Origin of the sequence: Rhodococcus sp. 06-418-5, from assembly GCF_002258285.1 — a bacterium.
In the GTDB taxonomy this organism is placed as follows: Bacteria; Actinomycetota; Actinomycetes; order Mycobacteriales; family Mycobacteriaceae; genus Rhodococcoides.
The window spans coordinates 69,254-81,531 of record NZ_NOYE01000008.1; the positions used below are offsets into that span (position 1 = coordinate 69,254).

General features: G+C 64.7%; 16 protein-coding genes. 9 read left to right on the forward strand and 7 right to left on the reverse strand.

Going from position 1 to position 12,278, the window contains the following annotated elements; translation table 11 throughout:
- Positions 1–21 precede the first annotated feature (21 nt).
- Positions 22–855: a DUF72 domain-containing protein gene (locus tag CH274_RS02005; RefSeq protein ID WP_094656780.1), complete on the reverse strand. Its 834-nt coding sequence runs from the start codon at positions 853–855 to the stop codon at positions 22–24.
- 93 nt (positions 856–948) lie between these two features.
- On the opposite strand from CH274_RS02005, the gene CH274_RS02010 reads away from it, so the two are divergent.
- Positions 949–2,058 carry a S1C family serine protease gene (locus tag CH274_RS02010; RefSeq protein ID WP_094656607.1) on the forward strand — a complete coding sequence of 370 codons (1,110 nt, stop codon included), beginning with the start codon at positions 949–951 and terminating at the stop codon, positions 2,056–2,058.
- Positions 2,059–2,162: 104 nt separating this feature from the next.
- On the opposite strand, the gene CH274_RS02015 is transcribed toward CH274_RS02010, so the two are convergent.
- Entirely contained in the window at positions 2,163–2,543 is a 381-nt protein-coding gene (locus tag CH274_RS02015; RefSeq protein ID WP_094646163.1) for a VOC family protein, read from the reverse strand.
- Positions 2,544–2,602: 59 nt separating this feature from the next.
- On the opposite strand from CH274_RS02015, the gene CH274_RS02020 reads away from it, so the two are divergent.
- From CH274_RS02020 to CH274_RS02035, 4 genes are all read left to right on the forward strand, one after another.
- Positions 2,603–3,580 (forward strand): LLM class F420-dependent oxidoreductase, encoded by a 978-nt coding sequence (locus CH274_RS02020; protein ID WP_032397300.1) that lies wholly within the window; start codon positions 2,603–2,605, stop codon positions 3,578–3,580.
- Positions 3,581–3,646: 66 nt separating this feature from the next.
- Positions 3,647–4,255, forward strand: coding sequence for an AIM24 family protein (locus CH274_RS02025; protein ID WP_094656608.1), 609 nt, complete (start codon positions 3,647–3,649; stop codon positions 4,253–4,255).
- Between the two features lies 1 nt (position 4,256).
- Positions 4,257–4,934, forward strand: a complete 678-nt coding sequence (locus CH274_RS02030; RefSeq protein ID WP_032396834.1) for an AIM24 family protein — start codon at positions 4,257–4,259, stop codon at positions 4,932–4,934.
- A gap of 11 nt (positions 4,935–4,945) precedes the next feature.
- On the forward strand, positions 4,946–5,698 hold the full coding sequence (locus CH274_RS02035; RefSeq protein WP_045197553.1) for an AIM24 family protein: 753 nt from the start codon (positions 4,946–4,948) through the stop codon (positions 5,696–5,698).
- Here the strand turns inward: CH274_RS02035 and CH274_RS02040 are convergent.
- Positions 5,678–6,427: an alpha/beta fold hydrolase gene (locus tag CH274_RS02040; protein ID WP_094656609.1), complete on the reverse strand. Its 750-nt coding sequence runs from the start codon at positions 6,425–6,427 to the stop codon at positions 5,678–5,680. The two genes, CH274_RS02035 and CH274_RS02040, sit on opposite strands and share 21 nt — an antisense overlap.
- Before the next feature lie 29 nt (positions 6,428–6,456).
- On the opposite strand from CH274_RS02040, the gene CH274_RS02045 reads away from it, so the two are divergent.
- Positions 6,457–6,783, forward strand: coding sequence for a hypothetical protein (locus CH274_RS02045; RefSeq protein WP_032396836.1), 327 nt, complete (start codon positions 6,457–6,459; stop codon positions 6,781–6,783).
- Positions 6,784–6,803: 20 nt separating this feature from the next.
- On the opposite strand, the gene CH274_RS02050 is transcribed toward CH274_RS02045, so the two are convergent.
- Complete coding sequence (locus tag CH274_RS02050) at positions 6,804–7,301, reverse strand: SRPBCC family protein (protein ID WP_094656610.1); 498 nt, start codon at positions 7,299–7,301, stop codon at positions 6,804–6,806.
- Positions 7,298–8,134 (reverse strand): alpha/beta fold hydrolase, encoded by an 837-nt coding sequence (locus tag CH274_RS02055; protein WP_094656611.1) that lies wholly within the window; start codon positions 8,132–8,134, stop codon positions 7,298–7,300. Before CH274_RS02055 ends, CH274_RS02050 begins: the two co-directional genes overlap by 4 nt.
- 204 nt (positions 8,135–8,338) lie before the next feature.
- On the opposite strand from CH274_RS02055, the gene CH274_RS02060 reads away from it, so the two are divergent.
- A complete protein-coding gene (locus CH274_RS02060) occupies positions 8,339–8,842 on the forward strand; it encodes a hypothetical protein (RefSeq protein WP_094656612.1) in 504 nt (167 codons plus the stop codon).
- A 2-nt stretch (positions 8,843–8,844) separates the two neighbouring features.
- On the opposite strand, the gene CH274_RS02065 is transcribed toward CH274_RS02060, so the two are convergent.
- Positions 8,845–9,993, reverse strand: coding sequence for a macrolide family glycosyltransferase (locus CH274_RS02065; RefSeq protein WP_094656781.1), 1,149 nt, complete (start codon positions 9,991–9,993; stop codon positions 8,845–8,847).
- 34 nt (positions 9,994–10,027) lie between these two features.
- The gene (locus CH274_RS02070; RefSeq protein ID WP_032396840.1) at positions 10,028–10,342 is read right to left on the reverse strand and encodes an ArsR/SmtB family transcription factor; all 315 of its coding nucleotides are present in this window, start codon (positions 10,340–10,342) and stop codon (positions 10,028–10,030) included.
- Between the two features lie 93 nt (positions 10,343–10,435).
- Here CH274_RS02070 and CH274_RS02075 point away from each other — a divergent pair, with 93 nt between their 5' ends.
- Positions 10,436–11,719, forward strand: a complete 1,284-nt coding sequence (locus CH274_RS02075; protein WP_032396841.1) for an MFS transporter — start codon at positions 10,436–10,438, stop codon at positions 11,717–11,719.
- Positions 11,688–12,275, forward strand: coding sequence for a GNAT family N-acetyltransferase (locus CH274_RS02080; RefSeq protein WP_032397303.1), 588 nt, complete (start codon positions 11,688–11,690; stop codon positions 12,273–12,275). The genes CH274_RS02075 and CH274_RS02080 overlap by 32 nt, the downstream gene beginning before the upstream one ends.
- The last annotated feature ends 3 nt before the right edge of the window (positions 12,276–12,278 follow it).

Genomic DNA, 12,278 nt, shown 5'->3' on the forward strand with positions numbered 1-12,278 from the left:
ATCAGCTAGAGAGCCGAATACTCATCTACCGATTCGCTCGATCAGTCTCATGGCATCGAAGGGTGCGTGTCCCTTGATGTCGTTGTCGAAATACACGTGGACGTCTCGGCCCGTGGCCGTCCAGTCCGAGATCTTCGCCGCCCATCGGTCGAGAGCGTCATCGGTGTAGCCGCTGGCGTACAGCTCCTGGTCGCCGTGCAGGCGGGCGTACATGAAATCGGCCGTCGGAGTGTCAACGTACGGATACTTACCGGCAGTATCGGCGACTACGAACGCAATATCGTTCTCTCGCAACAACTCCACAGCTTCATCGGTGGCGAAACTCTGATGCCGAGCTTCCACGCAGTGCCGAAGCGGCCGAGACGACGGCGAAGGCAGCAACACTCGATCCTCGGCGAGTTTGTCGTCGCGAGAATGGGCCAGAGTGACTGCAGCAGAAACTGTTCGGGGCAACAAGGCGAAGAAATCCGCCATCTTCTGTGCGTCGAATTCGAGGTTCGGTGGCAACTGCCACAGGAACGGTCCGAGCTTGTCGCCCAGCGTCAACACGCCGGTGGCGAAGAAGTTCGCGAGCGCTGCCTCGACCCCGACGAGCCGTTTGATATGGGTGACGTAGCGACCGCCTTTGATCGAGAACACGAAGTCGTCCGGGGTCTCGTCGTGCCATTTGGTGAAGCTCGACGGCTTCTGCATCGCATAGAAGGTGCCGTTGATCTCGATCGACGACAGTTTCTCCGACGCGTACCCGAGCTCCTTGCGATGGGCCAAGCCCGCCGGATAGAAATCACCTCGCCACGGCGCGTACGTCCACCCGGAGATACCGATCAGAACTCGAGGTCGATGCGACGCGGGCATGAGCAGACTGTAGACGGGCAGTTCCCAGACGTTCGGCGCAATCGGCTGCAACCAGCTGGCACCACCATCATCGTCGGACCATAATCGGTTCCTATGCGGTCGGGTGGACGAGCGGTGGTGCTGACGCTGGTCGCTGCCGGCGTGTGGCTCTTCGCGACGCCGCAACTCGATCCGGGAACCACAGACTTCGTGGCCACGCCGGAGCCCATCGCGCCGGCTGCTCCCGTCGTCGAACCGCCGCCGCTGACGCTCGACGAGCTCTCGGCTCGCGTCGATCCCACCGTTGTCACACTGTCGGCATCGGCCGGCTTCACCGGGGTCGCGGGCACCGGCTTCGTCGTCGCGCCGGATGGAATCGTGGTCACCAACTTCCACGTCGTCGAGAACGCCACCGAGATCAGCGCAGTGCACATGGGCAACGGACTGATCTACGACGCCACCGTGCTGGGCTACGACGAGTCCCGTGACGTGGCGGTCGTGCAGTTGATCACCGCGGCCGACCTGCCGGTGGTCGAGCTTGCCCCGGACCCACTTCCCGAGGTGGGTGATGCGGTGACAGCCGTCGGGAATGCCTCGGGTGCAGGGGTATTGGTGCCTGCGCCGGGAGCGGTGACCGCCCTCGATCAGCAGGTGCGTACGCGCAGTTCGGTGGACGGCTCACGAAATACGTTGGAGCGGATGATTCGCGTCGATGCCGATGTGCGAGCGGGGGATTCGGGTGGGCCTCTGTTCGACGCCTGGGGCCGTGTGGTGGGCGTGAACACCGCCGGGTTGTCCGACGAGGCCCGCAACGGCACCGAATTCTCGCCCCCACAGGCACCCGAGGCGTATGCCGTCCCCATCGCCGAGGCGGTCTCGGTACTCGATCAGGTACTCGCCGGGCAATCGGGCGGCACGGTCCACGTAGGCCCCACACCGTATTTCGGTGTCTCGGTACGCGATGTGTCGGTCTTCGAGAACAGGCCGGCGATCGGAGCGGCCGTCGTCTCGGTGACCTCCGATTCCCCGGCCGAGTCCCTGGGGTTGTCCGCCGCGGACGTGATCGTGACGTTCGACGGCACGCAGATCGAATCCTCGTCGGACCTGTCGCAGGCACTCATCGGACGACGCCCGGGCGATTCCGCCGTCGTCGAATGGGTCGACGATGCGGGTGTGACCAGCTCCGGCACAGTCACTCTCGACGCCGGATTGCCGACGGCGTGAGGTCGTTCCGCAGGCTCCACTCCCGACGGCGTGAGGTCGTTCCGCAGGCTCCACTCCCGACAGCCTGAAGTCGTTCCGCAGGCTCCACTCCCGACAGCCTGAGTTCAACCCTGCAGCACCGACAACACATTGCCCGCCGGGTCGGTGAACCATGCGATGAGCGGGCCGCCGTGTCGAAAGATTCCTTTCTCGTCGGTGCCCATGTCCGGATACTGCTCGAACACAATCCCTTTGGCAATCAGTGTGTCGACCGCACTGTCGATGTCGGCAACCGGGAAGTTCAGAATCGTGTACCGAGCGGGCACGTGCCCGGGACGTGGATAGATCAGCACGATCGCCCCGGCGGCGAGGTGCAGCTCGAGCATGCCCATCTCGTTCTCGGTGACCGTCAGTCCGAGGGTCTCGCCGTAGAACGCGCGCGCCGCCTGTAGGTCGTCGACCGAGAACCCGGAGAACGGCTGCCTGGTCAGTTCCAAGATTGTCATCGTCGAATTATCGCGCTCTCACGCGTGCCAGGGGCCGATATCCGAGTAGCGTGGATCTCGTGACTATTCGCCTCGGTTACCAGATGCCCAACTTCAGCTACGACGGTTCGGTCGCAGAGCTCTTTCCCCAGGTCATCGCGCAGGCGCGCGAGGCCGAAGCGGCCGGGTTCGACACCGCATTCGTGATGGATCACTTCTACCAACTTCCCGGAATCGGCAAGCCCGACGAGCCGATGCTCGAGGCCTACTCCGCGCTGTCCGCCCTCGCGACGGCCACCGACACCATCCAGCTCTCCGCGCTGGTCACCGGAAACACCTATCGCAATCCCGCGATCCTGGCCAAGACCGTCACCACACTGGATGTCGTCAGTGGCGGTCGCGCGATCCTCGGTATCGGTGCCGGCTGGTACGAGCTCGAGCACCAGAGCTTCGGACTCGAGTTCGGCACCTTCACCGACCGTTTCGAGCGACTGGACGAAGCCCTGCAGATCATCGAGCCGATGCTTCGCGGCCAGCGCCCCACGTTCGACGGCCTCTGGTACCAGGTGGAGGACGCGATCAACGAGCCTCGCATCCGCGACGATCTGCCGATCATGCTCGGCGGCGGCGGCGAGAAGAAGACGTTCGGACTGGCCGCACAATTCGCCGACCATCTCAACATCATCTGCGACGCAAACGAATTGCCCCGCAAGATCGCTGCCGTCCAAGCGCGCTGCGAGGAGGTCGATCGCGACCCGAAGGACCTCGAAACGAGTTTCCTCGCGTTCGTCATAGTCGACGAGGACGGCGACAAGGCCAAGGAACTGCAGCGCGAGTTCGTGCTCAAGCAGGGCCTCGATCTGACGAACCTGTCGGAGGAGGATGCGGCGAAGGCCACCGATCGCCACTTCTGCGGAACCCCCGACGACGTCGCCGAGCAGGTGCAGAAGCGCGTGCTCGATCACGGCATCGACGGCATCATCATCAACCTGATCACCAACGGACACCAGCCGGGAGCCGTCGAACTGGCAGGTAAGGCCCTGAAGCCGCTCGTCTAGATTTTTCTCCAGCGGTAGCCGCGGGGGCGCGTGCAGTGGCATAGTTCCCCCGTGGCTCAGCTGAGGATGAACGGGCACCGTGTCTTGGTCGCCGACCTGACCGGCGATTCCCTGCGCGCGATGTCGGGTTCCATGGTGGCGTACGAGGGCGACGTCACCTTCAAGAACGCAGGCATGGGCGGCGGCGGCGGATTTCGCGCCGCACTCAAACAGAAGGTGACCGGCGAGTCGCTGTCGCTGATGGACGTGTCGGGCAAGGGCACCGTCTACTTCGCCGTCGACGCTCAGGACATCACTCTCGTCGAGGTCCAGGGCGACAACCTCCACGTCGAATCCTCCCAGTTACTTGCTCTCACAGGGCAACTGGGCACCGACGTCAAGTTCTCCGGCCTTCGCGGCGCATCGTCGGGGCAAGGTTTGTTCACCACCGTCGTCAGCGGATCGGGAACGGTGGCATTGCTGTCGAAGGGTGGGCCGATCATCGCCCTCGCCGTCGACCCCCAGTATCCCTTGGTCGTCGATCCCGACGCGTTCGTTGCCCACCGCGGCCAACTGAATCAGAGCTTCGTCACCGACGTCACGTGGCGCTCCGCCATCGGCGGCGGCAGCGGCGAGGCGTTCTCCCTCCGTTTCGACGGCCAGGGCGTCGTCTACATCCAACCCGAGGAGCGCTGACGTGCCGCTCGAACTCGTCAACAGCAAAGTCGTGAAATCCGTTCTGGCACCCAATCAGAGCGTGCTCGCGCGTCGTGGATCGATGCTCTACTACACCGGCGACGTACGGTTCGTTCCGCACTCGATGGGCGGTTCGGCCGGAGCCATGCCGGGCATGGGCGGCATGGCGGGGATGGCAGGCCGGATGATGGCAGGCGAGCACGTGGCGATGATGGCCGCCGAGGGTCAGGGCGAGGTCTTCTACGGCCACGCCGGGCTGTACATCGAGGTGATCCATCTCGACGGGTCCTCGATGCTCACCGTCGAAGCCGATCGACTTCTGGTGCACGACGGCTACCTTCAGAGTTCCATCGTGGCCCTGACCTCACAGGGCGGTGTTCGCGGAGCGGTGCGCGGCGCGATGACCGGGCAGGGTTTGTTCACGACCCAACTGACCGGTCAGGGCAGCGTCGCGGTTCTCTCGCACGGCGGCGCGACTCCGCTGCAGGTCGGACCGAATCACCCTCAGGTCGTGGTGGATCCGCAGGCGTACGTCTGCCACATCGGCAACATCAACGTCGACATCTCGGCGAACGTCGGGTGGCGAGACGCCGTCGGCAAGGGCAGCGGTGAGGCGATTCAGCTGAAGATGACCGGCATGGGCACCGTGTGGGTGCAGGCGTCCGAGCAGAAGTTCTGAGGAGCAATCTCATGGGTCTCGACATCCACACCCCGTACACGCTGCCGGTCAACGACAACGTCCCCGGCAACGACTACGCGTTCTGCGTCGAACTGGCAGGCCAGCCGTGGTTCACCTCGAAGGGCGCGATGATCGCCTACTACGGCAACGTTCGCTTCGAGCCGCTCGGGCAGACCTCCATGCCCGCCATCGTCGCGGCACGGTTCTCGTCTCCGCTGTACTCGAACGACTGGGTACTGGCGCAGGGCCAGGGCAAGCTCATCCTCGGCGACCGCGGATTCAACATCAACAGCTACGACCTCGACGACGGCAACCTCACCATCCGGGCGTCGAATCTCCTTGCGTTCGAGCCGACTCTGGATCTCAAGCAGTCCATCGTCCCGGGATTTCTCACTCTGCTCGGAACCGGCAAGTTCCTGGCCTCGTCCAACGGCACCGTCATGTTCGCCGAGCCGCCGCTGCGCATCGACCCGGAAGCGCTTGTGGGATGGGCTGATTGCCCGTCACCCTCGCATCACTTCGACGCCGACTGGATGCAGAACTTCCTCGGCGCGGCGCGTGGATTTCTCGGTGCCAACAGCGGCGAGGAGCGCCAGTTCGACTTCACCGGTGCCGGCACGGTGCTGATCCAATCGAGCGAGAAGGTTCTCGACGATTCACATCTGTTGCGGTACGTCGAGTCGCAGACGGTCTCGCTCGGCCAGAACTCCCTGAGATCTCTGCACAACTCGATCGGAGCACGACTACAGCAGGGCGGCGCGTAGTACCTCGACCACACTGGCAGGGTTGTCGGCCATCATGACGTGCCCGGCATCGGCGACTCGTACGACCTCGACTCCAGCGCTGATCAGTTCGGCCTCCCGACTCGGCGGGCCCGTGCGATCTCCGTACACGAATACCCTGGGGACAGTTGCCGACTCGAGCATGGACCGAATCGTCGGCTCCGGTCCCACACACAGCCCGACCGCAGTGCGGTGAAGGGCGACCGGATCGGCAACGCGCAGGGTGGACGCCCACTCCGGATCGGCGTCGGCGATCAGCTCGGCCACACCGGTGTCGACGAACTCGCTCTCCGACTGCCTGGCGATCTCCACGCTCGCGGTGCCGTCCCACGGCAGCAGATTGGGTTCGAGCACGATCAGTCGGCCCACCAGATCCGGCCTCCGGTACGCGAGCACGGTGGCGATCGATCCACCCAGGCTGTGGCCGACGAGGTCGACCGAGGTCAGATTCCGATCATCGAGCAGGCCGGCAACGGCAGCAGCATGGTCGTCGAGAGAGTAGCCGATGTCGTGCGGACGGTCGCTGAATCCGAACCCGAGCAGATCCGGCAGTACCCGTTCCCTGCCCTCGAAAGCAATGTCCGCGGCGATCGCCCCGAACGCCGGGACGCCCGCCGAGCCGAGCCCGTGCAGGAACACCATGGCCGGATCGGTGCTGCCCGGCAAGGTGAACGTTCGGACGCTCGGCGGCTGTTCGGGAAAAACGCGCATACTGGAGTATCACCTGAGGAGGTACAGCCATGGCCAACCAAGGACCCTTCGGATTCGGATCCGACGACTTCGACAAGTTCGCCCGTGAGGCAACCGAGGGCCTGCGTGAGGTGGTCGGCTCGCTGTTCGCCTCCGGCACCGGGGCACCCAAAGCTCCGCCGGAGCCCGAAACCACAGGTCAGAAAGGTGACGGAGTCTGGGCGATCTACAGCGTCGACGACGCCGGCTCACCGCAGATCGATCAGCTCTACGCCACCGAACTCGATGCCCTCCGTGCACACAAGGACAACACCGACCCGCGTCGACGCGTCCGATTCCTGCCGTACGGCGTGAGCGTCAGCGTTCTCGAGGACTGAATCGGGTGCATCGGGCCGCGCTAGGCGCGGCTGGCTGCACCGGATTCACGCAGGCTCGACTCCAGCGAAGCCAACGACGCTTCGAGGAACTCGGCTGGTACCGCCGGAAGTCCACCGACATGGGCGCGGACGGCCTCCGGGGTGTCGGTCCAGTCGTAGGTGAGAGTCACCGTCGTTCCTTCGGCCGCCGCCGCCAGGTCGTAGCGCCACCACCACCCGCCATGGTCGACGGACCCATCCTCCCTCCGCGCTCCCGGCAACCACGCGATGGTTCGATCCTGCACGTACGCGATCACCAGGTTGTGCACCACGTAGTGGCCACCCGCAATCTCGTGAAACATGTTGACCGCGAAGACTTGTCCCATTGCCGTGATGCGATCGGCATCCACCGCCGACCGCACCCAGTCGCCCGGTTCGGTGTCCTGATGTCGGTTGGGGTCGGTCAGCACGGCAAAGATCTCGGCGGGGCTCGCGGCAATCGTTCGGCTCACGACAAGACGCTCCCGGACGGCGTTCATGCGAGCACCTCGCGCAACGCCCTCGCGAATTCGGCGGGATTCTCACCCGTGAAGGCGGAGTGGTCGCCAGGAAGCACCGCCGCTTCGGTGCCGAGGAGTGCCGCGACGGCGTAGGCGGCGCGAGCAGCGATCTCCTCGTTCGATTCCGCACCGACCGCGATGACGACGCGGGTGTTCGCGGCCCTCACAGCGTCGACGTCGGGCAGGAAACTCACGACCCCGCCGCGCATGTTCGCCATCAGCGGGTCGGTACGGTGGCCGTCGTCCTGGGTGGGCAACCCGAACTCCAACGGATCGGGCGCAGGGCGCTCGAGGTACTGCGAATCCAGTTCTCCTCGGTGCATCACCAGTGCGATGAACTGGGCCATCGCCGGTCCGATGCCGGAGGCATCGTAGGTGGCGACGATCCTCTCACACACCGCGTGCAGTGCATCGTGGTCCGGAAGTGCTCCTCCCGCAGGCGGTTCGTGCGCTATCAACGTGCGCAGATCTCTCGGGTAGCGCGCGACCAGGGCAAGTGCGTTGACCGCCCCTCCGCTGGAGGCGAACATATCGACCGGCCCCACTCCCAGGTTCTGCAGAAGGACGTGGAGATCGTCGGCGTGCTGCGCCGGTGTCACCGCCGACGTGGGATCGTCCCGCGTGCTTCGACCGGTGTTGCGCGGGTCGTACGTCACCACCGTTCGATCCTGGAACTGCGCGGCGAGAGCGGCGAAGCCCCCGGCATCCATCGGCGACCCGATCAACACCAGTGGAACCGAACCGGCAGACAGGTCTCCGTGAACGTCGTAGGTGACGGTTGCCCCGGGAACATCGATTGTGAATGTGTTCATGCAAAGACAGACCACTCCCGGGCCCGAATCTCATCGGTACCGATCGCCGCCGCAAACCGCGATCCGGCAATGCGAGTCGCTCTCGAACGGAGGATTCGCACGTTTCCCGATTGCGTCTGCGGCTCTGCGCCCGAAAAGTGCCAAACGGTCTATTTTGAGGCAGACTCTGATCCGAACGATGCCACTCGACGACGAGGATCCTTCATGCGAACGACATTGCGCACCTTGACCATTGCTACGGCCTGCGCAACCCTGGCCCTTGCTGCCCCTACGTCGGCCCTTGCCGCCGAACCCGGAGACATCACGTTCTCGTTCGCTGTCGACGGAACCAGCGTGACCAACACGATCACCAACACATCGGGCACGGTGATCGGTTGCGGAACATCCTTGGCTCCCGCCCCGAACGGCATACTGCCTCCGGTCGGCGAGGTGATCGGAAACGGTCAGTCGCTGTACACCAACGGGGACACTCAGCCGGGCACGACGGTTCAGACGATCGCCGATGTTCCGGCGGGCTCGTATGTCGTCCTCGCATCCTGCACGTCCACCGAGGGCGAGACCACAACCGCGTGGATCTCCGACTACCCCGGGCTCGACGAATTCTTGACTCCGCTCCCGTGGACCTCGTACAAGGTGCAACAGGAATCCACCGTGGTCACCGTCGAGACCGCCTCGTCGTTCCCCGGCAGCGGAAGCGCGTTCGACTGAGGTCAGCCGAGAAAGGCCTCTACCGTATCCGCGGCCTGGTCGACGCCTCCGTGTGATCGCACCTCCGCACTGATCTCGGCTGCGCGCGAGGTCAATTCGCGCGCGCCCGCGACAGCGCCTGCGAGGCTCGCGGCGGTCACCTTCTCGAATTCGAGGTGCACGCCGACGCCGAGTTCGGCGAGCATCGCCGCGTTGCCGAATTGATCGACCGCCTGCGGGACCGCCACGGTCGGTACGCCGAACCACAGGGCCTCGGTGCACCCACCCATCCCGGCGTGGGTGATGAACACCGTGGCCGAATCGAGCACGGCGAGCTGCGGAAGATGTTCGTGCAGTTCCACATTGGCAGGAATCTCGCCGAGCGCGGCCGGATCGACGCGTCGGCCGATGGAGATCACCACGTGCCAGTCGGTGTCGGCGAAGGTCTCGATACACAGTCGGTAGAAGTCGGGTCGCTCGTTGTAGCCCGTGCCGAAGGAGATGTACAGGATCGGTCCTTCGGGCGCGGTCCAGCTGCGGTCGTTCAGGCGTACCGGATCCAGGCACGGTCCGACGAACTGCACCGAGTCGGCCACCCGATCCGCGTTGGGTTGCATCACTCGTGGAATCAGTGACAGGCAGTGCGTCGGATAGGTGATCCACTCCCAGGGATCGGCGTCGATGTCGTTGTCTCGCAACCACGATGCGTAGGTGTCGCGATACGCAACGCCCGTTGTCGACTCCCGAACAGAGGTCATCGCATCACCGAGATCCGCGACGTATCCGTCCCACGCCACGTAGGTCGGCGAGAGTTGTACGGCCGTAACGCCGTAGCGCACGCCGAGTACGGGAGCGGTCATTCCGCCGATGTCGTAGAGGAACAGATCCGGCTGATCGTCGTCGTAGAACGCGGTGAGCACGGGATACGACGCAATGGCCTCGTCGAGGAAGACCTGCATCGCCGCCGCCGGATCGTCCGGCCACGAGCCCTCTCCGTCGGGAAGTATCGAGGAGAACGGCACCACCTCGACGCCCGCGGGTTCGACCACATGCCGCAGAGAGTCACCGACGGCATAGGTGACGCGATGCCCTCGCCGGACCAGCTCGGCAATCACGGCCAGCGATGGGTAGATGTGACTGGGGGCAGTCGTGCCGATCATGGCGATGTGCATGATTGCCACCGTAGAGCCCACTCGGGGCAGCGAGCTAGTGGATTTCGTTGGCGATCAGATCCAGCAGGCCGGGGAATCGATCGTTGAGCTCCTGGCGTCGCAGAGTCACCTTGCGACTGTTGCCGCGGTCGACCTGGAACACCAGACCCGCTTCGCGCAGCACGCGAAAGTGATGCGTCAGAGTCGATTTCGTGACGCCTAGCTCGAACGACATGCAGGTGCGCTCGGCACCGTCGTCGTCGCCGACGAGTTCGGTGACCACCTTGCGGCGCAGTGGATCCGCCAGTGCAGACATCACTGCACCGAGTTGCATCTCGTCGGGTTCGGGGTGCCCGTTCTCGTCCGCCATCGACGCCACCTTTCGCTAGGTACGACTTGCGTCGTACCTTCAAACCTGTTCTAGTACGAAAGTCATCGTACCTACGTCAGCGCAGGGGGATCCATGAGAGCGGTTCTGCCGGTCGTACTCGCGGCACAGTTCGTCGTACCGATGTCCATCTCGGGCACAGCCATCGCGATCCCGGTGATCGCTGCCGATCTCGGCTCCGACCCGACGCAGCTCCAGTGGGTCGTCAACGGCTTCAACGTCGCGTTCGCGCTGTTCACCGTCGTCTGGGGTGCGGTCTCGGATCGCATCGGACACCGCACGTCGTTTCGCATCGGCGTCGTGCTGACCGCCGTCGCCAGCCTGGTCAGCGCTCTGGCGTCCTCGCTGCTTCTGCTCGACGCCGCGAGGGTCCTCGCCGGCACGGGTGCCGCGGCTGTCCTGGTGGGCTCGACGTCGATTCTCTCGCTCCATTTCCAGGGGACCGAACGAGCAACCGCGTTCGCCCTGTTCGGCACCGTGAACGGACTGGGGTTGGCACTCGGGCCGACCATTTCCGGACTGCTGATCGCCGTGCTCGATTGGCGGGGAGTGTTCGCAGCTCAGGCCCTCGTTCTGCTCGTCGCGGCCGTCGGGACGCTGGCTCTTCCTGCCGTGCGAAGCACATCCACACCGTCGAAACTGCCGGATTTCGGCCTGCTGCGAAACCGCCGCTTCCTCGCGCTGTGCCTGGTCCCGGTCGCCGGAGCCATCGGATTCGTCACCCTGCTCACCTACTTGCCCACCGCGCTCGGTGCCGTCGCGTCCCTGACTCCCGGACGAGCCGGACTGTTCATGCTGGCGATGACGATTCCGGTGCTGATCGCTCCGCTGGCGGTCGCCAGGTCCATCGTCGTCTTCGAGGCCGTCACCCCCGACCGTGTGATCCTGACGAGTCTCGGCTTCCTGGTTCTCGGAAATCTCGGCATGCTGGCCCTGCAACCCGGCCTGTCGCTGGCCGCCGTGGTGGTCCCGATGATCGTGTTGGGGCTCGGTTTCGGGCTGCCGATCGGTCTGGTCGACGGCGAAGCGCTCGCGGCAGTTCCGCCGCACAGCAGCGGCACCGCAGCAGGAGTACTCAATCTCTTCCGCATCGGTGGCGAGGCCGTGATGGTCGCCGGCTACGCCTGGCTGCTGGCGATCTTCGTCCGGGACCGGGTGCCCGACGAAGCCGACGCCGAGGCAGCGGCGGCCGGGCGGCAAGGGTTCGCCGACGCCTACGCCCATGCGTTCACCGAAGTGATCGCCCTCGTCGTGGTGGCCGTTGCCGTCACAGCAGCACTGATCATCGCGCTTTCCCGGACGGGCAGATCCGACGTATCGTCGGCGAATGTCCTTTCTGCAGCCGGTGACCCTCACTGACGATCTCGTGACCCTCGAGCCGCTGAGCCACGATCACCTCGAAGGTCTGTGCGACGCCGCGCGCGACGGCGAGCTGTGGAACCTCTGGTACACCAGCGTCCCGAAGCCCGAGGAGATGGCGGCCGAGATCGACCGTCGACTCGGGCTGCTCGACGCGGGCACGATGCTTCCGTTCACACTGCGCCGCAACGACACCGGGCAGATCATCGGAGCGACGACATTCTGCAACGCCGACGCCACCAACCGTCGCGTCGAAATCGGATACACCTGGAATGCCCGCTCCGCGCACGGAACCGGCACCAATCCCGCGAGCAAACTGCTGCTGTTGACGCATGCGTTCGAGGAACTGGGATGCATAGCCGTCGAATTTCGTACCCACTGGATGAACCTGCAATCGCGGACGGCGATCGCGAAACTGGGTGCCAAGCAGGACGGGATTCTGCGCAATCATCAACGCATGTCCGACGGTTCGTTGCGTGACACCGTCGTGTTCTCGATCATCGAATCCGAATGGCCAACCGTCCGCAACGAACTCCGCAGGCGTACCGCACGGTAGGTT

Coding starts and splice junctions, on each gene's coding strand:
- CH274_RS02005 (WP_094656780.1), bottom strand. CDS start 855: ATGCCCGCGTCGCATCGACCTCGAGTTCTGATCGGTATCTCCGGGTGG.
- CH274_RS02010 (WP_094656607.1), top strand. CDS start 949: ATGCGGTCGGGTGGACGAGCGGTGGTGCTGACGCTGGTCGCTGCCGGC.
- CH274_RS02015 (WP_094646163.1), bottom strand. CDS start 2,543: ATGACAATCTTGGAACTGACCAGGCAGCCGTTCTCCGGGTTCTCGGTC.
- CH274_RS02025 (WP_094656608.1), top strand. CDS start 3,647: ATGAACGGGCACCGTGTCTTGGTCGCCGACCTGACCGGCGATTCCCTG.
- CH274_RS02035 (WP_045197553.1), top strand. CDS start 4,946: ATGGGTCTCGACATCCACACCCCGTACACGCTGCCGGTCAACGACAAC.
- CH274_RS02040 (WP_094656609.1), bottom strand. CDS start 6,427: ATGCGCGTTTTTCCCGAACAGCCGCCGAGCGTCCGAACGTTCACCTTG.
- CH274_RS02045 (WP_032396836.1), top strand. CDS start 6,457: ATGGCCAACCAAGGACCCTTCGGATTCGGATCCGACGACTTCGACAAG.
- CH274_RS02050 (WP_094656610.1), bottom strand. CDS start 7,301: ATGAACGCCGTCCGGGAGCGTCTTGTCGTGAGCCGAACGATTGCCGCG.
- CH274_RS02055 (WP_094656611.1), bottom strand. CDS start 8,134: ATGAACACATTCACAATCGATGTTCCCGGGGCAACCGTCACCTACGAC.
- CH274_RS02060 (WP_094656612.1), top strand. CDS start 8,339: ATGCGAACGACATTGCGCACCTTGACCATTGCTACGGCCTGCGCAACC.
- CH274_RS02065 (WP_094656781.1), bottom strand. CDS start 9,993: ATGCACATCGCCATGATCGGCACGACTGCCCCCAGTCACATCTACCCA.
- CH274_RS02070 (WP_032396840.1), bottom strand. CDS start 10,342: ATGGCGGACGAGAACGGGCACCCCGAACCCGACGAGATGCAACTCGGT.
- CH274_RS02075 (WP_032396841.1), top strand. CDS start 10,436: ATGAGAGCGGTTCTGCCGGTCGTACTCGCGGCACAGTTCGTCGTACCG.
- CH274_RS02080 (WP_032397303.1), top strand. CDS start 11,688: ATGTCCTTTCTGCAGCCGGTGACCCTCACTGACGATCTCGTGACCCTC.